This is a genomic window from Bacillus sp. NS1, from assembly GCF_058248265.1.
This window is the reverse complement of sequence record NZ_JBZAZF010000005.1, coordinates 141,382-164,549: the sequence shown is the minus strand read 5'-3', so window position 1 is coordinate 164,549 and position 23,168 is coordinate 141,382. Positions and strand designations below refer to the sequence as shown.

The window sequence follows — 23,168 nt, the reverse complement described above, 5'->3', positions numbered from 1 at the left end:
CAAATAATTGAAGATTCAAGAGAATATAGGAGATGACGATATGGAAACATTACAGCATCTGATTCTGCATGACATGCCGGATAGCGAAGAAATAGAGGCTGTAAAAAGCGGAGCCCATACACTGACATATAAAGGTTACCGTAAACGGATTAATCAGCTGGCGAATGCCATGCTTCAAAAAGGAATTCAAAAAGGCGACCGTGTTGCATTGCTATGCAAAAACGGTCATCCCGCATCAACTGTTATGTTTGCTGCGCTGGAAATAGGTGCTGTTGTCGTACCTGTCAGCTGGCAGCTGAAACCATATGAAATGACGGGCATTTTAAAAGCAAGTGAGCCAAAAGCGATGTTTTATGGAGCGGAGTTTAAAGAGACACTGGACGAAGTTCTTCCTGAACTGTCTACGCTGCGTATAACAATGGAAACAGGTACAGCTTATGAAACATCTGCTGAGTTTGAAGCTCTGTTTACCGGTCCTGATCATTTGCCCGAAACTGAAATGGTTTCCCCTGATGATACAGCGCTTCTAATGTTTACGTCTGGAACGACAGGAAATCCGAAAAGATGTATGATCACACATGGCGGTATTTACAGATACGTAACAAGATCCAACAGCTCAACAACACGCATGAAGGGCCTTCGTTTTCTCGCATGCCACCCGATTTACCATACGAGTGCGCTCATTTGCATCATGCTTGGAACCTTTGCGGGAACAACCTTCATTTTTACGAAGGATCAAGATCCTGTTCATATGCTGAAGGTCATTGAAGAAGAAAAAATTCAAACCGTCATGGCTCTTCCTGTGTTTTACACGTATTTGCTTGAAGCGTGGGAAGCGCATCAAACCGACTTATCTTCGCTTGTGATTTTGATGACAGGCGGAACAAAAGTGCCGAGCAGCCTGATCCGCCGCTATCTTGATATCGGCATTCCGCTCGCGCACGGCTATGGAAGCACTGAGGCTTGGGGAATCAGCACTTGGCTGCCTGAGATGGGAATGGATAAAGCAGCCTCTGCCGGAAAGCCTGTGGAAGGTGTTAAAGTCAAAGTCGAAGATCCTGAGACAGGAGAAGAACTCCCTCAAGGGGAGATCGGCGAAATCGTTGTTCATACCCCATTTTTATTTAAAGGCTATGAAGACAACCCTGAAGCGACAGCAAAAGTGCTGCAAAATGGCTGGTTCAAAACCGGAGATTCAGGCTATGTAGATGAAGATGGTTTTATTTTCATCACTGGACGCTATAAGGATGTCATTATTTACGGAGGCGATAACGTCTATCCGGATCAGGTTGAAGAAGTCATCCAACAGATCCCGGGAATCCTTGAAACAGCGGTGGTTGGTATACCAGACCCGCTATACGGGGAAAAACCGAGAGCTTTTATCGTGAAAAACGGTGCCCAGCGCTTGACGGAAGACGATGTCATCGCTTTTTGTCAGGAACGCCTTTCCGCCTACAAAATACCTGAGGTTGAATTCGTTAACGAACTGCCCAAAAATAACCTAGGCAAGGTGAAAAAAGACGTCTTGCGCAAGCAGGCCGTACATTCATAAAAGGAGAAGCCCGCCACTTAAGTGGCGGGCTTTTTTGCAGTAACACAGACAGAAAGCTCAGGCTTAATGTTTTTAAATTGCAACTCAATGTCTTCGAAGCCGGCTTCTTTAAAGTCGGCAATCATCTGTTTTCCAAATAATTTGGTTTTCTCGGGACTGGCATCCGCTTCCCGCGGCTGCATCGTAATCGCTGCTTTGCCTCCGGGCTTTAGCGCCTGATAAATCTGTTTCATGCCTTTTGTCTGGTCATTCCAGATGGTGTAGTTGTTAACGGAAATCACTTTATCATAAAACGAGGCGGTAAGAGGAAATGTCTCGACGCTTCCTTGTATCAGTCGCACACCTTTCGATTTTACTCTGCGAGCGGCCAGCTTCAGCATGGCCTCTGACACATCTATCCCATGAAGATGAATGTCCTTTTCACGTTTCATCATCTGCTGCATGCAGTATCCCGGCCCAAATCCGACTTCTAAAATGCTATCCCCCCGTGTGATCGCCAGATGGTCTATTGTCCACTGATTCAGTGTCTGATTTTCAGCCGCCATGATGTACCCGGCAATCATGCCGAATACGCCCTTTGGCTTGCTGAATTTTTTAGAAAGCATGTTAATCATTCAGCAACCCCCTTTGCAAGTTATTTCCTCCTTTCGTTTCATGTGAAACATTTTTCTGATAAAGCAATGTGAAGGTGCCAATCCATGTTTATCCAACGAACGTGTGAGGTACACAACAAATAGACATGAAAACAAAGGAGGAGAATCATCATGGCCAATTATCCAAAAGAACTGCCGGCCCAAACCCAAAATCACCAGCCGGGAATTGAAAGCGACATGAATCCAAGTCCGGTGTATGAGTATGAGGATTATAAAGGAGCGGACAAATTAAAAGGAAAAGTAGCGCTCATTACAGGCGGCGACAGCGGGATCGGACGCGCGGTATCCGTTGCTTACGCAAAGGAAGGTGCTGACATCGCCATTGTGTATAAGGATGAGCATGAGGACGCCGAAGAGACGAAGAAGCGCGTAGAACAAGAAGGCGTAAAATGCCTGCTGATCGCTGGTGACGTAGGTGAAGAGGAATTCTGCAATGAAGCGGTTGAAAAAACGGTAAAGGAACTAGGCGGCTTGGACATCCTTGTAAACAATGCCGGTGAACAGCATCCGAAGGAAAGCATCAAAGACATTACCAGCGAACAGCTTCACCGCACATTCAAAACAAACTTTTATTCTCAATTTTATTTGACTAAAAAAGCAATTGATTATCTGAAACCGGGCAGCGCCATCATCAACACAACTTCTATCAACCCGTATCGCGGGAACCCGACGCTGATTGATTATACAGCGACAAAGGGTGCGATCAATGCCTTTACAAGAACAATGGCGCAGGCGCTTGTCAAAGACGGCATCCGTGTAAACGCAGTCGCGCCAGGACCAATTTGGACACCATTAATCCCGTCTACGTTCTCTGAAGATAAAGTTGCACAATTTGGGCAAAATACGCCGATGGGCCGTCCGGGTCAGCCTGTTGAGCACGTTGGCTGTTATGTGCTGCTGGCTTCAGACGAGTCATCTTACATGACAGGCCAGACGCTGCATGTCAACGGCGGGGATTTTGTGACGACGTAAGAGGGAGTGAGACACATGAGCATCACGAAAGAGGAAGTAAACGGCTACTATCAAAAAGCTGGTATTGTCTTAACGGATAAGGAAGTAGACCAAATCCAGCTGATGGACTACGGCTTAGGAAAAGAAAGAAAAGTCGGGCTCCAGCTCTTTGTCTACGTCAATACAGACCGTTATTGCTCAAAGGAACTGGTACTGTTTCCGGGACAGACTTGCCCGGAACACCGCCATCCGCCGGTAGGCGGCCAGGAAGGCAAGCAGGAGACATTCCGTTGCCGCTACGGAAAAGTGTATCTTTACGTAGAAGGAGAAAAAACGCAGCTTCCAAAGGTTCTCCCACCGCAGGAGGATAGAGAACACTATACGGTCTGGCACGAAATTGAACTTGAACCGGGCGGGCAATATACCATTCCCCCAAACACCAAGCATTGGTTCCAGGCCGGGGAAGAAGGTGCCGTGGTGACGGAAATGTCTTCGACGAGCACAGATAAACATGATATCTTTACAGATCCAAGAATATAAGGATGAGGCGTAACAGCCCATCCTTTTTTGTATTGAAAAAAATAAAATCACCGCTATAATGGGTAAAAAAGGAAAGAGGGCGAGGGAATGTTTACCTGCAAGGTAAATGAGCACATCACCATCCGGTTACTGGAGCCAAAGGATGCGGAGCGGCTTGCTGAACTTATTATAGAAAATCAGCAGCGGCTTGGCCAGTGGCTGTTTTGGGCGGAAAATCCAAGCAGTGCTGAAACGTACAGTGAAACGATCATCCCAGGTTGGCGGCGGGAGTATGCCGACCTAAGCAGCATCGAAGCGGGGCTCCTTTATGACGGCAGCCTATGCGGCATGATCGGCCTGCATCATCTAGACCAGATCAATCGTAAAGCCGAAATCGGATACTGGATTGCCAAAGAATTTGAAGGCAAAGGCATCGTTACCGCCGCCTGCCGAACACTCATCACATATGCTTTTGAAGAGCTTGGGCTGAATCGCGTTGCTCTCTGTGCTGCTGTCGGGAACAAAAAAAGCAGAGCGGTCCCGGAGCGGCTCGGCTTTCAAGAGGAAGGAACGGCACGGGACGGCTTATTCGTTAATGGCAGGTATCATGACCTTGTCTATTACAGCTTGCTGAAGCGTGAATGGAAAGGTTCAAAATAAAGCGCGCATTTTCTTGTTTAAATCTTACCCAGATGTGGAAAAGTAACAGCGGAGACGTTAAAAAGGAGTGATTCGAGATGAATCAGCAAGACATTAAACAAAAAGTGCTTGATGTTCTAGATCACCATAAAGTAGGTTCGCTCGCAACGGTTCAAAAGGGCAAACCGCATTCCCGCTACATGACATTTTTCCATGATGGGCTGACGATTTACACACCGACAAGCAAGGACACTCATAAAGCCGAAGAAATTGAGAATAACCCCAATGTTCACATTTTATTAGGCTATGATTGTGAAGGCTTTGGCGACGCGTATGTTGAAGTTGAAGGAAAAGCCAAAATCAACAATTCGGCTGAACTGAAGGATAAAATATGGAGTTCCAAATTAGAGCGCTGGTTTGACGGTAAGGATGATCCGAATCTGGTGATTCTTGAAATTGAACCGGAGGATATCAGATTAATGAATGCCGGAGAGAAAACACCGGTCTCACTCGAGCTATAAGAAATTTGTGTTTTCAGGGGCGATATGTTATCATGAATAGCTAGTAAGAAAAATAAGCAAATAAAAAAGAAAGTAAACTTCTTTTTTCTGTTTTGAGAGAGAAGCTTACCGCTTCCAAGCAGCATAACCAGCTGCCCTTATTCTTTTCCTTCATAACAAATCGCCCCTAACGATGAGATGGAAAAAAGACTTTTTTGTTTTACAATTCACACCGGCGCGGCTTCGGAGCCGCAGTGACGATTGAGAGGTAGGGCTTTCGTTGTCTTGTGTTCAAGAAATTTCCATGGTGTTTACTTTCCAGAATGATTCTTCGGAACAATGCTTTATGAATCTAACCCGCCCGACTTGGCGGATGATATAATCTTTATTTGCGTATAGAAAAGAATAAGACAAACCGCTCGGCGTATGCCGGCGGTTTTTTTATTGTTAAAAAACACATCGCACTGAAACCTCTTTGTCTTCTTTCCAGTCTTATCTCTAGGATGAAATTGGAGGAAGAATAACGTGCATGTCATTACAACACAAGTACTTTTTATATTCTGTTTTTTATTATTGATTCACTCGATAGAAACCTTAGCTTACGCCACAAGGCTTTCCGGAGCCCGCGTGGGATTTATTGCGTCCGCGCTCTCCCTGTTTAATGTCATGGTCATCGTGTCTAGAATGTCGAACATGGTGCAGCAGCCCTTTACCGGACATTTAATTGATGATGCGGGAAAAAACGCCCTTGAGATTGTAGGTGAGCAGTTCCGCTTCTTGATTTTCGGATCGACAGTCGGCACCATTCTGGGCATTATCTTGCTCCCGTCTTTTGTTGCGCTTTTTTCACGGGCGATTATTCACTTGGCGAACGGCGGCGGCTCTGTTTTTCAAGTGTTTCGAAAGGGATTCTCGAAACAAGGATTCAAAAATGCCCTTTCCTATTTGCGTCTGCCGTCTGTTTCGTATGTAAAGGGATTTCACATCCGCCTGATACCAAAGCGTTTGTTTGTCATCAACATGCTGATCACATCAATTTATACGATTGGCGTGCTTTCGGCTTTGTACGCAGGCCTTCTGGCGCCTGAGCGCAGCACGACAGCCGTCATGGCATCGGGCTTGATCAACGGGATTGCGACGATGCTGCTGGCGATTTTTGTTGATCCAAAGGTATCCGTTCTTGCCGATGATGTGGCAAAAGGAAAACGAAGCTATACGTATTTAAAATGGACCTCTGTAACGATGGTCACATCAAGGGTGGCGGGGACTCTCCTCGCTCAGCTGATGTTTATTCCGGGCGCCTACTATATCGCGTGGCTGACAAAGTGGTTTTGATAATAAGAAAGGCTGGATCATAAAGATCCAGCCTTTTTCGCGCTTACTTATTTATATTTCCTTAATCCGCGGTCGTACAAAAAGTTTCCGAATGGGACAAAAGCAGCGATGAAGCCGGCGGCTGACCATTTCAGCGACCATTTGACAGAGAGTGTCGCATACGCCAAGACAAGCAAATACAAAATGAACAACCCGCCGTGAACCGAACCGACAATTGTTACCGCAAGCGGAAGGCCCGCCCAATATTTTAGCGGCATGGCGATGAACAGCAGGATTAAGAGTGACATTCCTTCAATAAACCCCATCGTGCGAAGTCTTCCGATCGGTGTTTGCAGCATAAATCGCCCTCCTTGTGGACACGTTTTCATTCTATACTATAAACAATCCAGGGAGCGCATATGACAGCTTTCAGAAAATGTTCGGAAAACATTCATTTTTACATGCTATTTCTAGGGGACTGTACTTGTCATTTACAAAAATACCCGAGATAATGTGTACAAAATCATAAAAGAAGGATGTTGAAATGAAACTTGACCAGATTGATCTGAATATCATTGCGGAGCTGAAGAAAGACAGCCGTTTGTCAATGAGGGAATTAGGCAGGAAAATTAAGCTTTCGCCGCCATCCGTGACAGAACGGGTAAGGCAGCTTGAATCGTTCGGGATCATCAAGCAATACACGCTGGAGGTCGATCAGAAAAAGCTGGGGCTTCCCGTTTCCTGCATTGTGGAAGCAACCGTCAAAAACGCGGATTACGAGCGGTTTAAAAGCTATATACAAACATTGCCGAATATCGAATTTTGCTACCGGATTGCGGGAGCGGCCTGCTATATGCTGAAAATCAACGCTGAAAGCCTCGCAGCGGTAGAAGATTTCATTAACAAAACATCGCCCTACGCGCAAACCGTCACTCACGTTATTTTCTCAGAAATTGACACAAAAAACGGGCATTGTTAGAGAGTGCTTATTCAAGTCTGTTATAATAAAAGGATGAGCGTGAAAGAAAGAGAAGTGATCAAGCATGTCAAAAACAGTTGTATTAGCTGAAAAACCTTCAGTCGGCCGGGATTTAGCCCGGGTGCTGAAGTGCCATAAAAAAGGAAACGGTTATCTCGAAGGAGATCAATATATTGTTACATGGGCTTTGGGCCACTTGGTGACACTTGCTGATCCGGAAGGCTACGGAAAAGAGTTTCAGTCATGGCGGCTCGAGGATCTGCCGATTATCCCTGAACCATTAAAGCTTGTTGTGATCAAAAAAACCGGAAAACAGTTCAATGCGGTTAAATCGCAGCTAACCCGTAAAGACGTCAATCAGATTGTCATCGCGACTGATGCAGGACGGGAAGGGGAGCTTGTTGCGCGCTGGATCATTGAAAAAGCGAATGTCCGCAAGCCGATCAAGCGGCTGTGGATTTCATCTGTGACAGATAAAGCGATCAAGGAAGGCTTTCAAAAGCTGCGCAGCGGCAAAGAATATGAAAACCTGTATCATTCTGCCGTCGCCAGAGCGGAAGCGGATTGGATTGTGGGAATTAACGCGACCCGTGCACTCACCACAAAATTCAATGCCCAGCTCTCGTGCGGCCGTGTTCAGACACCGACGCTTGCCATGATTGCAAAACGCGAGGCGGACATTCAAGCGTTTACGCCGGTTCCCTATTACGGCATCCGCGCGTCGGTTGATGGCATGACGCTGACGTGGCAGGACAAAAAATCAAAGCAGACGAGAACGTTCAATCAAGATGTAACAAGCCGTTTGCTACAAGACCTCGAAGGAAAGCAAGCGGTCATTGCTGAGCTGAAAAAAACAGCGAAAAAAAGCTTTGCTCCTGCGCTTTATGATTTAACGGAGCTTCAGCGTGACGCCCACAAGCGCTTCGGATTTTCTGCCAAAGAAACGCTTTCTGTGCTGCAGAAGCTGTATGAGCAGCATAAACTCGTCACATATCCGCGGACGGACTCAAGATTTTTATCCGGTGACATTGTCCCGACGCTAAAAGACCGTCTGGAAGGCATGGAAGTAAAACCGTATGCCCAATATGTCAGCCAAATTAAAAAACGCGGCATCAAATCCCATAAAGGCTACGTCAATGACGCGAAGGTATCAGACCACCACGCGATTATCCCGACTGAAGAGCCGCTCGTTCTCAGCAGTCTGAGTGATAAAGAACGGAAACTGTATGACCTGATTGCGAAACGTTTCCTTGCTGTATTAATGCCGGCATTTGAATATGAGGAAACAAAGGTCATCGCAGAAATCGGCGGAGAAACCTTTACGGCGAAAGGAAAAACTGTGCAGTCACAAGGGTGGAAAGCCGTTTATGACATGGCGGATGAGGATGATGAGCAGGAGGATGACAGAGATCAGACACTCCCTGCACTTCAAAAAGGCGATGCTCTTGCCGTCCGCACGTTAACTGAAACAAGCGGTCAAACGAAGCCGCCTGCCCGCTTTAACGAAGGGACCCTGCTGTCAGCGATGGAAAATCCAAGCGCCTTTATGCAGGGAGAAGAAAAAGGCCTCGTCAAAACGCTTGGAGAAACAGGCGGCCTCGGCACGGTGGCAACGCGTGCGGACATTATTGAAAAACTGTTCAACAGCTTTTTAATAGAGAAAAAAGACAAAGATATTTTTATCACTTCTAAAGGAAAACAGCTCCTGCAGCTTGTTCCGGAGGATTTGAAATCACCGGCCTTAACGGCAGAATGGGAGCAAAAGCTGTCTGCGATCGCCGCCGGCAAATTAAAATCAGCTGTCTTTATTAAAGACATGAAGGCTTATGCTAACCAAACGGTAAAAGAAATCAAAAACAGCAGCCAAACCTTCAGACATGATAACATCACGGGAACGGCATGCCCCGAATGCGGCAAAATGATGCTGAAGGTAAACGGCAAACGCGGCACGATGCTCGTGTGCCAAGACCGTGAATGCGGAAGCAGAAAAACGATTGCCCGAAAAACAAACGCGCGCTGCCCGAACTGCCATAAAAAAATGGAGCTTCGCGGCCAAGGTGAGGGACAGACCTTTGCGTGTGTATGCGGGCACCGTGAGAAGCTTTCCGTATTTGAAAAACGAAAAAATAAAGATAAAGGGCGCGCTTCCAAACGGGACGTTTCCTCTTATATGAAAAAACAAAATAATAAAGAAGAGCCGATTAACAACGCCCTGGCAGAACAGCTGAAGAAACTCGGTTTGGATAAATAATAGAAAAACCTGTGCATATCGCACAGGTTTTTTATTGGACTTAGGTCCCGTTATTTGGATGTTTAAAAAGGGAAAAAAAAGCTAGCAATCTGCATTTTTTTCTTTTATAGTAAATGTAATTTGTAACATGGCAGTCATATTTTCGTCTACATATATTTGTGAGCGTCTGATTCGCTTCAGGCGACAAAGGGGGATTTGCCTGTGAGGCATGTGTTAATTGCTGTCATCTTATTCTTCTTATCTATCGGACTTTCCGCAGGGTGCGCTGAAGCTGGAAACAAAACCCAAAATCAGTCAGCGGCAGAAGTGAATGCCAGCCCGCTCCAGCCGGCGGAGTATTTCATCTATCACAATCTAATGAATAGCCAAGGGTTGATCAAAACCGATTTTTCAGACCAGCCTTCGTTTTTATCAGAATCTCTCGGCCTGTGGATGGAGTTTCTGATCAGCAAAAATGACGCTCCGCATTTTCAGGAGCAATATCAGCATCTGACTGATTCATTTCTGATGAGCAATCACTTGGTGACGTGGAAGATTCAAAATGGCCAAGCGAGCGGGACGAATGCGCTGATAGATGATATGAGAATTATGCTGTCTCTTGACCAAGCCGCCGCCAAATGGGGCCGAAGCGACTATGCGCAAACGGCCCGGGATATCGGCACGGCTTTGAAGATACACAATATGAACAACGGGTTATTTACAGACTTTTACGACTCACAGGCCGCTTCAAAGGATGTGACGATTTCATATGTCATGCCTGATGCGTTAGCTGTCTTAAAGAAGAATGGAATCATAGACGAAGAAACGGAACGGCGGAATGCCAATGTTCTCTATTCAGCTCCTTTAAAAAATGGCTTTCTGCCGAAGACATACAGCTCTGAGACAAAGGAATACACATATGACAGCGAAATCAACCTGATTGATCAGCTGTACGCTGCGTGGCATTTGCCGGAAGGGGATGAAAAAGCCGCTGTTTTAGCGGACTGGATCAAGCAGGAATTTCAGACAAACGGAAAGCTGTACGGACGATATTCGGCAGATACGAAGGAGCCTGCCGTCCAATATGAGTCGCCATCCGTATACGCATTAGCCGTATTATTTTTAACGAAACAGCATGAAGACAGCTCTGTCATCAAAGCCATATATGACAGAATGAGTGACTTTGAAATTCATGATCCGGTGAAATCGTATTATGGAGGCTATATGAGCGGCACTCAGACGCATTCTTTTGACAATCTGCTGCCGCTGTTAGCCGAAAGGAAGCTTTTTAATGAAAATATCATTCAATGAATCACAAAAATTATTTTCTTATTTTTCAGGGCTCATCGCAGCCCTGTCTCTGTTTATTTATTATGTGTCAGCCCAGCAATCGGAAGGGGCTCTGATTCTTTGCATCACGTTTGTCGTCATCGCCGCAGGCATCTGGTTCGGCCCGACTTACGCGCTGGCATTAACCTTAATCGTACTCTTTGTTCTCGGTACCTTAATGATGTTTTTCCAGACTGGACAGGCTGCGCTATTTTCGGCTGAGGAAGGGCTGAGAATGCTTGTCGTGTGGGGAGTTGCACTTTTGCTGTTTTCTTTTATAGCTGGAAGAATCCATGATATTGCAGCAGAGCTTCGGCGTTCAGTTACACGCCTTCAATCCGAAATCAAAAGCTTTGTCGCTGTTGACAGAGTGACCGGCTTTGATAACAAGCAGAGAATGAAGCTGGAACTTTCAGAAGAAATCAAGCGGGCGGAACGCTACGGCAATTCTTTCGTGTTTTTGCTGCTGCATATGCACTACTTCAAAGAGTTTAAGTCTTTATACGGTGAAAAAGAAACGGACCGTCTCTTCCAATATGTCAGTCAGCAAATCAGGTCAAGCGTCCGGGAAACGGATAAGAAATTCCGTCCCTCTGACGAGCGTATCGGGATTGTGCTGACGCACACGCCCGCTGAACATATGCCGGCTGTCCTGACAAAGCTGAAAAAACAATTGGACACATATCAGCTGGAAAATGGCAAGTATGTGTCGCTCACGTTCCACGTCTGCTATTTGCCTTACCGCAAAGATATCAAAACAGCAGATCAATTTTTAGAAGAACTGGAAAACGAGATGATGATGAATGAACTATAAAGGAATCACGCTGCTCTGCGTCACGATGCTTCTGCTTTCAGCTATTGCGTCTTTTCCCGTTTCCGCACAAGCGAAAGGGCATGATGCCGGCATTCTCATCATCTATTCAACCTTGGACGGCAAAGAGTCGTCTCAAGTCAAAATGCTCGATTTGCTTGCGGGCCACTTTACATCCCATGTGACTGTCAAAAAAGATTCAGACGTCGAAGGGTCGGATTTTAAAGGCAAAGACCATGTGATTTATTACGGCCAAACGAAAAGAAAGCTCAGCAAAAAACTGGTGTCTCTTATCAGCAGCGTAAAAAAACCTGTTGTCGCTATAGGCTATAACGCAGGACAAATCAGCCAATTTTCCGGGCTTTCATTAGCCCGCAAAGAAAATGTGTATCAGGTCCACAGCAGGTCGGAAAAGACCGATGTATCTCTGGAGAGCGGGCTTAACGTCCTGAGCGTATCAGGCTTGAAAGGAAAGGCGCTTTATACCTTCAAAGCTGATGACGGCAAAACGCATTCTTTTATATGGAAAACAAAAAAAGCGAATGTGTACATTGGATTAACGAATTTGTTAAATGACAATTTGATCGTGGCGAAACAGCTCAGGGAAGCCTTCGGGGAGAAGGCGGGGACGTCGTTATTGTATTTGCGTCTCGAGGATATCAGCCCGATGTCTGATGAAAAATTGCTGCTTCAAGCCGGTGCATATCTGCATAAGAGGCATGTTCCTTTTATTCTGGCGGTGATTCCGGTTTATTTGAATCCGGAAACAGGCGACAAAGTGTATATGTCTGATAAACCGAAGATGGTCAAAGTGCTGAAAAAGCTGCAAAGCATGGGCGGCAGTATCATTGTTCACGGCTATACACACGCCTATCGCTACAGTGAAACAGGCGAGGGCTTTGAATTTTGGGATGCAAAGGCTGATCAGCCGATTACATCCGGAAATGCCGAAGACAACCCGTCTATTTTGGAAAAAGAACAAGACTTTCCGAACGAACAAGCCTATAACAGCTATCTAAAACCATTTCGTGAAAAGGAAGAAACATATACAAAGCAAAAACTGACGCGTGCCATCGAGGATTTGACATCATTGGGTCTCTACCCGCTGGCGTTTGAAGCGCCGCATTACACGATGTCCGAATACGGCTATCAAATTGCCTCGCAATATTTTACAAGCATATTCGGCCAGATCCAGCTCAGCGGCACAACGTGGAAAACATCCGGTGCATCTCCGTTTGTGAGTGCTCCTTCGATGCTGTACGGCATGACGCTGTATCCGGAAACGATCGGCTTTGTTGATACATCAAAGCAAAATCCGCTCGGCGATATGGAGGAGCACATCTCCCAGATGATTGATTTTGAAGGCGGAGTTGCCGGAGGATTTTATCATCCATATCTCGGGATGAAATATCTGCCGGAGCTGGTTGATCAGATGGAACGCATTCCGGACAGTGAATGGCTTGATTTAAAGAAAACGAAACAAACCGTCAAAACAGACAAAGTGGAAATCCATACAAGCGGTGACGGAACGATTCAGGTGAAAAACGGCGTCAGTGCCATTGACGAGTTTTTCGATCATCATCGGCAAACCCCTCTGGAAAAGGCGTTATGGATTCTCTCCGCAATCGTGCTCTTATTTGTCGTGATGTTTGTCAGTTATACGTTTTACTTGAGAGCCACATTGAAAAAACGAATTTTTAAGGAGAGAAGAAGCCTTGGGTAATACGCTGTTCTTTATCTCGCTAAGTTTAATATGGGTCATGCTTCTCTACCACATGTTTCTTATGCAGGGCGGGTTCCGCCACTATATGACCTTCGAACGGAACATCCCGAAGTGGAGAGAAAACATGAAGGAGCTGCCAAAGGTCAGTGTCCTCATCCCGGCGCATAACGAAGAGGTTGTGATTCGGCAGACGCTGAAGGCGATGGTCAACCTTTATTATCCGAAGGACCGGCTGGAAATTATCGTCGTTAATGACAATTCATCAGACCGGACGGGTGACATCGTCAATGAATTTTCCGAGAAATACGATTTCATCAAAATGGTGATCACCAAGCCGCCAAACGCAGGAAAAGGCAAATCCTCTGCACTTAACTCTGGTTTTGCTGAATCAAACGGCGATGTGATCTGTGTATATGACGCCGACAACACGCCTGAGAAAATGGCCGTGTATTACCTTGTGCTTGGCCTGATGAATGATGAAAAGGCAGGCGCCGTGGTTGGGAAATTCCGCGTCATCAATGCGGCAAAAACGCTCTTGACTAAGTTTATTAATATCGAAACGATCTGTTTTCAATGGATGGCCCAGGGAGGCAGATGGAAGTGGTTCAAAATCGCCACCATCCCAGGCACCAACTTCGCGATCCGCAGAAGCATTATTGAAAAGCTCGGAGGCTGGGATGACAAAGCGCTCGCCGAGGATACTGAGCTGACCATCCGGGTGTATAACCTCGGCTATCACATCCGCTTTTTCCCTGCCGCCATCACTTGGGAGCAGGAGCCGGAAACGTGGAAGGTGTGGTGGCGCCAGCGCACCAGATGGGCGCGCGGCAATCAATATGTTGTGCTGAAATTTTTGGCGCAGTTTTTCAAGCTCAAACGAAAACGGATTATCTTTGATTTGTTTTATTTTTTCTTTACGTACTTCTTGTTTTTCTTTGGCGTGATCATGTCAAATACGATATTTGTAGTCAATCTGTTTTATGATTTGCATTTGTCGGTCGGCTTTTTGGCTATGATTCTCTGGATTTTGGCGTTCTTTTTATTTATGACAGAGGTCATGATTACGTTGAGCATTGAAAAAACAGAAATGAACAGGCAAAACTTTTTTATCGTATTTCTCATGTACTTTACATACTCGCAGGCATGGATTGTGCTGGTCATCTATTCTTTATTCGTAGAAATCAAGCACCGTTTATTCAAGCAGGAGGTCAAATGGTACAAAACAGAACGATACAATCAACATAAAAGCGGGTGACCTTTTTGAAACCAATAATGATTTTTCTCACTAGCCTCATGCTGCTTGTGATGACTGGACAAGCGGCTTTTGCCAAAGAGGTGGAGGTCAGCGGTTCGCTTCTCGGAAAAAGCAGCCAAGAACAATCCAAACAGCAGGTGCTGACAAGCGACCTGATTACACTGTACGGATCAAAAGACAGCGCAGAGCTGACGTATCAAATCCCGGCAGGTGCTTCTACCGGCAATCAGCAATTGGTGATTGAATACGAGGCATCAAATCTTTTAATTTCTCCATCATCATTAACGGCTGTCATAGACGATGAACCGGTCAAAACGTTAAAGCTTGATGGTGATTCCAAACGGAAAACAGTGAAGCTGAACCTGAATAAAAGCCAGTCTGCCCAAGGCTATCACAACGTATCGCTGAAATTTTACGGCGTGATGAAAGAGGGCGTCTGCGTCGGGCAGGATACGTCCGGCAACTGGATCAAAATTTATCCGGACAGCCGTCTGACACTGGCGGACAGCAGTGAAGCGAAGGGTACCTCGCTGGACCATTATCCATATCCTTTCGCCCAGTCGGGAAATACAGCGGAAGAAACAGCCATCGTCATTCCCGATGACCCAAGTTCGGCGGAAATTGAAGCTGCAGTGAAAACAGAAGGCTATTTGAAAACGGTGGATAGCAGTGTCAGCATCTCGTATGTCACGGAATCTGAACTGAAGAAAATCGACAAGCCGACAATTTTCATCGGAGTGGACAAGCATTGGAACGGCAAGGTGAAAAAGTTGCTGAAACAAGCCGGCTTACAAGCAAAAGGGGAAAAACTTCTGCTAGCGGAGCGGGTGTTAAAAGCAGAGGCTAAGCAGCAGCCGGTTCTGTTTGCACAAGCGGCATCTGATGACGTGCTCACTGAAAAAATCAGTGTCATCACGGATCAGACTTACACAGGCCAGCTCAGCGGCGATACACTCTCAATCAGCAAGCTAAAGCAGGTTGAAAAAAAAGAAAGCAATAAGCTGACCCTCGAGAATTTTGGAGCGGGTGATATCACAATTGGAGCTGACAAAACATCTTCCGCACATTACTTTTATCCAGCTTCGGCGGTTTTAGACCAAAACCAATCTGCAAAGCTGTCGCTAAAGTTGAAGAAGTCCGAAACGATTCAAGCCTCAACGGCTGAGAATGGATCGGTTTCTCAGGCGGCAGAACTGAAGGTCATGATCAACGGCCAGCCGCACTCGGTCCGTCTTGATGATTTAGGAAAAGAAGATAAAAACGGATTCTATCATGTCATGCTAAAAGTGGACCCTAAGCTGCTGCAAAAAAACCGCTACATTGATACTCAGTTTGTCACAACTGGATTAAAGGAAAACAATCCTTGCAACACGACTGATGAAGAAAAGTGGGTCTTTATCGATAAAAGCAGTACATTGTCTTACGCCATCAAAGACATGTCTCCGTCAGCGGATTTCCAAGAGTGGCCGCTTCCTTACGCCGGAAATCAGGAAAAAACAACGTTAATCGTGCTTCCTGACACCGTAAGCCAATCGAAGCTTGAGGAGCTTTCTCTTGTAACGGAGTCCTTTGGAAGCGAAGCGCAGCATTCATACAAGGTCAAGAAATCATCTGACGTAACAGCAAATGATGCCAAAGGTCGGAACCTCATTTTCATAGGGAGTATCAGTCAATTTTCTCTTCTGAAGGAGAAATCATCAGATCTGCTTGTGCCGCAAGTGAAGAACGGCTCGTTTGATGTATCAGGTTTTGAGATGTTGAATGAGACAACAAAACAAGTGGCATTTACTCAACCATCTCTTTGGGATTCACGCTACACAATGGCTGTCTTTGCGCCTTTAAAAGGAAATGGCACGGCTGTCACGAAAGAGATCATCAGTTATCTGAACAGTACCGATGACTCGGCAACCGTTGTTAACGAAACCAACAGCCAGCAGGTGTTTACAAACCACCAGCAGCTCAAATCTGAAACAAACAGTTCCAGTACAGAACAACCATCACAGGATAATAGCCAGAAATGGCTGTATATTGGTGTGCTGGCACTTATTATGGTGATTGCGGCAGTGTTCATTTGGGTTGCTGTAAGACGAAGAAAAAGAAAGACAGATACAGAATAAAACAGAGGCAATCACGCCTCTGTTTTTTATTTTTTTGGTACATAAATTCCATTTGTGGAACCTGTCATTTTATTTTTTTCGCCCGGCCAATAAGCCTCTTTACAACGTGCAGGAACGGGAGTATGATCTCTTTTAGAAAACAAATCGCTTAATCTGAAATCAGAGCGGGGGACCCACTAGAACGGCTTTTTGCCGTTGGGGTGAATCCTTTTTAGGTAGGGCTAACTCTCATATGCCCGAATCCGTCAGCTAACCTCGTAAGCGTTCGTGAGAGGAGATGAATGAAACCTGTGTTCGATGTAATGGCACAGGGGCATCCGTTTGCCTCTGTGTTTTTTGCTGTTCATTTTTAGAATGGAAATTTCGTACAGAGATACCATAGCAGAAAGGACTATTACAAAATGTGAGAGCAGATGCTGATGTTTTATTGTTTTAATTGAAAAATGAGAAATTAAAAGGGGAAGACATCGATGTATCATTCAATCAAACGTTTTTTGATTGGGAAACCACTAAAATCTCAAGCAGCTGGAGAGCAAAAACTGACAAAATTAAAAGCCTTGGCGATGCTTTCCTCAGATGCGCTGTCATCTGTCGCATACGGCACAGAGCAAATTTTAATCATTCTGGCGACAATCAGTGCTGCCGCATTTTGGTACTCCATTCCGATTGCGATTGGCGTTCTCATATTGCTGCTCGCACTGATTCTTTCATACAGGCAAATTATTTACGCTTACCCGCAGGGCGGCGGGGCGTATGTTGTTTCGAAAGAAAACCTCGGTGAAAAGCCGGGATTGATCGCAGGCGGTTCCTTGCTTGTCGATTATATTTTAACAGTAGCGGTAAGTATATCTGCAGGAACGGACGCCATCACGTCGGCCGTTCCTGTATTGCATGATTATCATGTGCCGATTGCTGTTTTACTGGTTTTAGTCATTATGATTTTGAACCTGCGCGGGCTTTCGGAATCGGCATCGATTCTTGCCTACCCGGTTTATCTGTTTGTGGCGGCGCTTTTGGTTTTGATAACAGTCGGGTTGTTTAAACTCATGACAGGACAAATAGATCAGCCAGTCCATCATACTCCGCTCGGCACACCGGTAGCGGGCATTACGCTGTTTTTGCTGCTCAAGGCTTTTTCTTCGGGCTGCTCGGCTTTGACCGGAGTTGAGGCTATTTCTAACGCGATTCCTGCTTTCAAAAACCCGCCTGCGCGTAACGCAGCAAGAACTCTTGCAATGATGGGCATTTTGCTGGCGATTCTATTTTCCGGTATCACCGTGCTCGCCTACGGCTATGGAACGGCGCCGAAGCCCGATGAAACGGTGGTTTCACAAATTGCATCTGAAACCTTCGGGCGGAATGTGTTCTACTATGTCATTCAAGGTGTCACATCACTTATTTTGGTCCTTGCGGCGAATACGGGATTTTCAGCCTTCCCGCAGCTTGCCTTCAACCTGGCGAGAGACCAGTACATGCCGCGTATGTTTACAGTCAGAGGCGACCGCTTAGGCTTCTCAAATGGGATTATCTTTTTAGGCGTTGCTTCGATTATGCTCATCCTGTTATTCGGAGGACAGACAGAGCACTTGATCCCGTTATATGCTGTAGGCGTATTTATTCCATTTACGCTTTCGCAAACCGGCATGTGCATCAAATGGATCAAGCAAAAACCAAAAGGGTGGATCGGAAAAATGCTGATCAACTCCTGTGGCGCTTTGATATCGTTTATGGTTCTGTCCATCCTGTTTGTGACGAAGTTTATTGTCGTATGGCCTGTGTTAATCTTTATGCCTATCGTCGTTTTATTGTTTTTTGCGATTAAAAATCACTACACAGCTGTCGGTGAACAGCTTCGCATCGTAGACAAAGAGCCAGAAGAAATCAAAGGCACGGTCGTGATTGTGCCAGTAGCCGGTGTCACCACAGTCGTGCAAAAATCGATTCAATATGCAAAATCACTGTCCGATCAGGTCATCGCCGTTCACGTGTCATTTGACAGAGAACAGGAAAAGAAAGTTGAAAAACGCTGGGAAGAGCTCAATAACGGGGTGCGTCTCGTTACGCTTCATTCCTCATATAGAAGCCTGGTCCATCCGTTTGATAAGTTTTTGGAAACTGTAGAAGCAAAAGCGAAGAAGGAGCAGTTTTCCGTCATGGTGCTGTTTCCGCAATTTATAACGAAAAAACGCTGGCACACCATCCTTCACAACCAATCAGCCTTCCTCCTCAGAGTCCGGCTGTTCTGGAAAAAGGACATAATGGTTGCCACGCTGCCGTATCATTTTAAAAAGTAAAGCATCCAGGACCAAGGGAATCACCTTGGTCTTTTTTGCGGGAATAGGAGAAAGCAATGTATACACAAGGTGCATTTGTGATCCTACTGAACGAAAATCAGCACATTTTGCTGGTTAAACGAAACGATGTCCCTTTATGGGATCTGCCGGGCGGCAGGGTCGATCCCGGGGAAACGGCTGAGGTAGCGGCAATTCGGGAGGTATTGGAAGAAACGGGATTCAGCGCAGCGCTTTCTGCAAAAATAGGTGTCTACCAAAGGCCAAAGTTTCAGGATGAACAGCATGTATTTGCCGGGCACATAACAGGCGGACAAGTAATAGCGAACGGGATGGAGACAGCGGAATTGAAGTGGTTTTCTCCGCAGCGTCTGCCGCTTAAAATGGTGCCGAACCGAAAAAGACAAATCAAAGATTTCCGGAATGGCGCTCTAGATGCAACTATCACCCTCAAGGACAGAGGCATGCTTGCGGCGATCGACCTGTTGAAACGAAGACTGGGCAAGTGATAAAGGTCTCCGGGTTTTAAAGCTATTCTCCGGTGGTATTGAAAAAAGGAAAAAGGAGGATACGGCATGGCACATAAAACTGCAGGACAAGCAATGACAGAATTGCTTGAACAATGGGGAGTTGATCATGTTTACGGCATCCCCGGAGACAGTATAAATGAGTTTATCGAAGAATTAAGACACGAAAGAAATCAATTGAAATTCATTCAAACCCGCCATGAAGAGGTGGCGGCGCTGGCGGCCGCGGCTGAGGCAAAACTCACCGGCAAGATCGGCGTCTGCCTGTCAATCGCAGGGCCGGGTGCGGTGCACTTATTAAACGGTTTATATGATGCAAAAGCGGACGGCGCTCCTGTGCTGGCAATTGCAGGACAAGTTTCATCAGGCGAAGTCGGACGGGATTATTTTCAGGAGATCAAGCTTGAGCAAATGTTTGAAGACGTAGCTGTGTTCAACAGAGAGGTACATAGTGCGGAATCACTGCCGGATCTCTTGAATCAGGCGATCCGCACCGCCTACAGCAAAAAAGGCGTTGCGGTATTGAGCGTGTCTGATGATTTGTTTGCGGAGAAAATCAAACGGGAGCCCGTACACACCTCACCAGTGTATATTGAAGGGAATCTTGAACCGAAAAAAGAACAGCTTGTCACTTGCGCGCAATATATAAATAACGCTAAGAAGCCGATTATCTTGGCGGGGCAGGGAATGAAAAAGGCGAAACGGGAGCTCCTGGAGTTTGCGGACAAAGCTGCAGCCCCGATCGTTGTCACACTCCCGGCAAAAGGCGTGGTCCCCGATAAGCATCCGCATTTTCTCGGCAATCTCGGGCAGATCGGCACAAAGCCGGCCTACGAGGCAATGGAGGAATGCGATTTACTAATCATGCTCGGGACCTCATTTCCATATCGCGATTATTTGCCTGATGACACACCGGCCATCCAGCTCGACTCAGATCCGGCAAAAATCGGAAAACGCTATCCGGTGACAGCGGGCCTTGTCTGCGATTCAGCTCTCGGCCTGCGCGAATTGACGGAGTATATTGAACGGAAGGAAGATAGAAGATTCCTGGATGCCTGCACGGAACATATGCAGCATTGGTGGAACGAAATCGAAAAAGATGAGACTGAGGCGGAAACACCGCTCAAGCCCCAGCAGGTCGTGGCACGTCTTCAGGAAGCGGCAGCCGATGATGCGGTGCTCTCTGTAGATGTCGGCACTGTGACAGTCTGGATGGCGCGGCATTTCAAAATGAACGCGAACCAGGATTTCATCGTTTCCAGCTGGCTTGCGACAATGGGCTGCGGTCTGCCGGGAGCGATCGCGTCAAGCTTGGCCGAACCGGAGCGCCAGGCGATCGCCGTTTGCGGTGACGGGGGCTTTTCCATGGTTATGCAGGATCTCCCGACCGCCGTCAAATACAAGCTTCCGATTACCGTCGTCATTTTAAACAACGAAAATCTCGGCATGATCGAGTACGAGCAGCAGGTTAAAGGCAATATCGACTATGTCACAAAACTTCAAAATGTCGACTATGCCGCATTTGCAGAAAGCTGCGGAGCAAAGGGCATCAAGGTGACCAGAGCGGAAGAGCTTGCACCTGCTTTCCATGAGGCGTTACAGGCTGACCAGCCGGTCGTTGTGGACGTCATGATCGGAAACGAACCGCCGCTGCCTGGCAAAATCACCTACGGACAGGCAAAAGGCTTCAGCAAATACATGCTGAAAAATTTCTTTGAAAACCAAAAAATCGAAATGCCGTCATTAAAGAAAAGTTTAAAACGGTTATTTTAAAAAAACAGGGGTCTTTTGAGGCCCCTGTTTTTTATGTGTTGGATTAAATTAGTGGTACTTATTAGGATTCGCCATGCTCAAAACGCACAAAAGGACAAATGCATCTTCTTTCAAAGCAAAAAGATCAGCGCATTTGTCCTTGTATGTTTCATATGTTTATTCTTATCAAATCTTACAGAGTTCATGTCTTTATAAATTTATTTCTCTTTTTTCTTAAGCCCGAAAAAGAAAGGAAAAGCAGAACCGACCAGGAAGGTGCCGAATAAAAACATTCCGCCGATAAACACGTGGAAATTCGTGTGTCCGACCGTAAAAGCGGTGATCAAGGAAATGATACTGAGCACGATCATGGCAATCCCAGGCGCGACTCTCATTTTCCCCTTGGATTTATAGGCAATAACAGAACATAAAATGCCGATTACAATAGGAACAATCCACAAATAAAACAGAATAAATATTGACATCATCAAAACTCCGATTTTTTCTTCTATCATAACAAATTTCTGTCAAAAAGGGTATCTAATGAGCTTTTGTGCAAAAATAAAAAACCGGCTTAGCAGCCGGTTTTTTAACGAAACGTATCAACAATTAAAAATACATTCAAAGCAACGATCAATACAGCAATCAGCCAAGAAACCACTGTGACCCATTTGGCGTTGATCAGTGACCCCATAATCCGTTTATTGCTTGTAAACATAATAAGCGGGATTAAGGCAAAGGCGATGCCGAAGGACAGCACGACCTGGCTCAGCACGAGAGCGGTAGTCGGATTGACGCCTGACGCGATGATCAAGATCGGCGGAATGATCGTAATAAACCGCCGTACATACAGCGGGATCCGGTAGTTGATAAATCCCTGCATGATCACGTCGCCTGAAAGTGTGCCGACAGACGAACTGGATAGACCGGCAACAAGCAGGCCGATCCCGAATAAAGCCGCTGACACAGGGCTGACAAGATGTCCGAATTGCTGAAATGCGACATCGAGATCCTCGACAAACAGGCCGTTTTTGAAGAATAATGCAGCAGCCACAATCAGCATACTTGCATTAATAGCCCCTGCAATCAGCATCGCTATTAAAATATCAATAAATTCAAATCTGAAGATTTTTTTCCGTTCAGCATCAGTTTTGCCTACCACCCGCCGCTGTGTAAGGGCAGAGTGTAAATAAATGGCGTGCGGCATAACGGTTGCGCCGAGAATACCTGCTGCAAGAAGCACACTGTCCGTGCCTTGAAACGCCGGGACAAAAAGGCCCTTCATCACTGACGCGGCATCAGGCTTTGCGAAAAAGGTCTGCAGCGCAAAGGCGATCACCACCACAAACAGCATACCGGCAATGCCGGCTTCAAGTGAGCGATAACCGCGGCGCTGAAGCTCCAATATCGCGAAAGAACCGATCGCCGCTATAATAGATGCTTCAAGCATCGGAATGCCAAACAGCAAATACAGTCCCAGAGCCGCCCCGATAAATTCCGCCAGATCAGTTGCGATAATGACCAGCTCGCCCTGAATCCATAATCCGATGGAGACAGGCTTTGGGAATTCTTCGCGGGCAACCTCAGGCAGATTTTTGCCTGTTGCAATACCGAGTTTGGCTGATAGTGATTGGATTAAAAGTGCCATGATATTAGAAAATAAAATCACCCATAGCAACATATATCCGTATTTAGATCCCGCCGATATATTCGTTGCGAAGTTGCCGGGATCAATATAGGCGATGGCTGCTATAAATGCAGGGCCCAGAAAAGGGAGCAGCCCTCTGAATCCTCTAATTTTCCCGTCAAGCGCATCTTGGACTGCTTTGGAACGGGGAGATTGTGCTGTGATGTCCTTGTTCATCATGTCTCACCTGAATTCTGTTTGTTTTTGCCGAACAACAAAGAGTTTCCTTAAGGCAAATTATTTTATCTACATCATATGACCATCCCGGTTTCTTGTCAACTGGAAATGTTCAAAGTACATTCCTGAATTTTTCCCTGTTATGTAACATGATATGTAGGA

The 23,168-nt window shown here is 46.1% G+C and carries 20 protein-coding genes and 1 riboswitch; of the genes, 16 read left to right on the top strand and 4 right to left on the bottom strand.

The genetic code is table 11. The annotated features are described in order from the left end of the window. Positions 1–40 precede the first annotated feature (40 nt). Positions 41–1,552: a class I adenylate-forming enzyme family protein gene (locus AC4CV5_RS18055; protein ID WP_166854263.1), complete on the top strand. Its 1,512-nt coding sequence runs from the start codon at positions 41–43 to the stop codon at positions 1,550–1,552. Positions 1,553–1,569: 17 nt separating this feature from the next. Here AC4CV5_RS18055 and AC4CV5_RS18050 read toward each other — a convergent pair whose 3' ends face one another. Next, complete coding sequence (locus AC4CV5_RS18050; protein ID WP_490923507.1) at positions 1,570–2,166, bottom strand: class I SAM-dependent methyltransferase; 597 nt, start codon at positions 2,164–2,166, stop codon at positions 1,570–1,572. Positions 2,167–2,316: 150 nt separating this feature from the next. Between AC4CV5_RS18050 and AC4CV5_RS18045 the strand changes: the two genes are divergently transcribed. From AC4CV5_RS18045 to amj, 5 genes are all read left to right on the top strand, one after another. Continuing rightward, the gene (locus AC4CV5_RS18045) at positions 2,317–3,177 is read left to right on the top strand and encodes an SDR family oxidoreductase (protein WP_490923506.1); all 861 of its coding nucleotides are present in this window, start codon (positions 2,317–2,319) and stop codon (positions 3,175–3,177) included. A 15-nt stretch (positions 3,178–3,192) separates the two neighbouring features. Then, positions 3,193–3,696, top strand: a complete 504-nt coding sequence (gene lyxE / locus AC4CV5_RS18040; protein ID WP_490923505.1) for a D-lyxose ketol-isomerase — start codon at positions 3,193–3,195, stop codon at positions 3,694–3,696. Positions 3,697–3,783: 87 nt separating this feature from the next. Then, complete coding sequence (locus AC4CV5_RS18035) at positions 3,784–4,335, top strand: GNAT family N-acetyltransferase (RefSeq protein ID WP_490923504.1); 552 nt, start codon at positions 3,784–3,786, stop codon at positions 4,333–4,335. 77 nt (positions 4,336–4,412) lie between these two features. Continuing rightward, positions 4,413–4,835, top strand: a complete 423-nt coding sequence (locus AC4CV5_RS18030; protein WP_166854259.1) for a pyridoxamine 5'-phosphate oxidase family protein — start codon at positions 4,413–4,415, stop codon at positions 4,833–4,835. Between the two features lie 504 nt (positions 4,836–5,339). Then, complete coding sequence (gene amj / locus AC4CV5_RS18025; protein WP_166854258.1) at positions 5,340–6,149, top strand: lipid II flippase Amj; 810 nt, start codon at positions 5,340–5,342, stop codon at positions 6,147–6,149. Between the two features lie 47 nt (positions 6,150–6,196). On the opposite strand, the gene AC4CV5_RS18020 is transcribed toward amj, so the two are convergent. Further along, the gene (locus tag AC4CV5_RS18020) at positions 6,197–6,487 is read right to left on the bottom strand and encodes a DUF3817 domain-containing protein (RefSeq protein WP_003240278.1); all 291 of its coding nucleotides are present in this window, start codon (positions 6,485–6,487) and stop codon (positions 6,197–6,199) included. Positions 6,488–6,672: 185 nt separating this feature from the next. Between AC4CV5_RS18020 and lrpC the strand changes: the two genes are divergently transcribed. The 10 genes from lrpC to AC4CV5_RS17970 all read left to right on the top strand — a co-directional run bounded on the left by lrpC (position 6,673) and on the right by AC4CV5_RS17970 (position 21,163). Beyond that, positions 6,673–7,107 carry a transcriptional regulator LrpC gene (gene lrpC, locus AC4CV5_RS18015; RefSeq protein ID WP_326222622.1) on the top strand — a complete coding sequence of 145 codons (435 nt, stop codon included), beginning with the start codon at positions 6,673–6,675 and terminating at the stop codon, positions 7,105–7,107. Positions 7,108–7,171: 64 nt separating this feature from the next. Further along, positions 7,172–9,358 carry a DNA topoisomerase III gene (locus AC4CV5_RS18010; protein WP_166854256.1) on the top strand — a complete coding sequence of 729 codons (2,187 nt, stop codon included), beginning with the start codon at positions 7,172–7,174 and terminating at the stop codon, positions 9,356–9,358. Between the two features lie 201 nt (positions 9,359–9,559). Further along, the gene (locus tag AC4CV5_RS18005; protein ID WP_490923502.1) at positions 9,560–10,648 is read left to right on the top strand and encodes a lipoprotein YdaJ; all 1,089 of its coding nucleotides are present in this window, start codon (positions 9,560–9,562) and stop codon (positions 10,646–10,648) included. After that, complete coding sequence (locus AC4CV5_RS18000; RefSeq protein ID WP_490923500.1) at positions 10,629–11,480, top strand: diguanylate cyclase domain-containing protein; 852 nt, start codon at positions 10,629–10,631, stop codon at positions 11,478–11,480. Before AC4CV5_RS18005 ends, AC4CV5_RS18000 begins: the two co-directional genes overlap by 20 nt. Positions 11,481–11,490: 10 nt before the next feature. Continuing rightward, the gene (locus tag AC4CV5_RS17995) at positions 11,491–13,200 is read left to right on the top strand and encodes a DUF2334 domain-containing protein (protein ID WP_490923542.1); all 1,710 of its coding nucleotides are present in this window, start codon (positions 11,491–11,493) and stop codon (positions 13,198–13,200) included. After that, positions 13,193–14,455: a glycosyltransferase family 2 protein gene (locus AC4CV5_RS17990; protein WP_003240289.1), complete on the top strand. Its 1,263-nt coding sequence runs from the start codon at positions 13,193–13,195 to the stop codon at positions 14,453–14,455. The genes AC4CV5_RS17995 and AC4CV5_RS17990 overlap by 8 nt, the downstream gene beginning before the upstream one ends. A gap of 5 nt (positions 14,456–14,460) precedes the next feature. After that, on the top strand, positions 14,461–16,572 hold the full coding sequence (locus AC4CV5_RS17985; RefSeq protein ID WP_490923499.1) for a cellulose biosynthesis cyclic di-GMP-binding regulatory protein BcsB: 2,112 nt from the start codon (positions 14,461–14,463) through the stop codon (positions 16,570–16,572). A gap of 135 nt (positions 16,573–16,707) precedes the next feature. After that, positions 16,708–16,851, top strand: a riboswitch (cyclic di-AMP (ydaO/yuaA leader). A gap of 191 nt (positions 16,852–17,042) precedes the next feature. Next, the gene (gene kimA / locus AC4CV5_RS17980) at positions 17,043–18,866 is read left to right on the top strand and encodes a potassium transporter KimA (RefSeq protein WP_490923497.1); all 1,824 of its coding nucleotides are present in this window, start codon (positions 17,043–17,045) and stop codon (positions 18,864–18,866) included. A 56-nt stretch (positions 18,867–18,922) separates the two neighbouring features. Beyond that, a complete protein-coding gene (locus AC4CV5_RS17975; protein WP_490923496.1) occupies positions 18,923–19,372 on the top strand; it encodes an NUDIX hydrolase in 450 nt (149 codons plus the stop codon). Between the two features lie 66 nt (positions 19,373–19,438). Next, positions 19,439–21,163: a pyruvate oxidase gene (locus tag AC4CV5_RS17970; RefSeq protein ID WP_490923494.1), complete on the top strand. Its 1,725-nt coding sequence runs from the start codon at positions 19,439–19,441 to the stop codon at positions 21,161–21,163. A 197-nt stretch (positions 21,164–21,360) separates the two neighbouring features. Here AC4CV5_RS17970 and AC4CV5_RS17965 read toward each other — a convergent pair whose 3' ends face one another. Beyond that, positions 21,361–21,627: a hypothetical protein gene (locus AC4CV5_RS17965; RefSeq protein ID WP_490923492.1), complete on the bottom strand. Its 267-nt coding sequence runs from the start codon at positions 21,625–21,627 to the stop codon at positions 21,361–21,363. A gap of 104 nt (positions 21,628–21,731) precedes the next feature. After that, the gene (locus AC4CV5_RS17960; RefSeq protein WP_166854249.1) at positions 21,732–23,009 is read right to left on the bottom strand and encodes an Nramp family divalent metal transporter; all 1,278 of its coding nucleotides are present in this window, start codon (positions 23,007–23,009) and stop codon (positions 21,732–21,734) included. Positions 23,010–23,168: the final 159 nt, after the last annotated feature.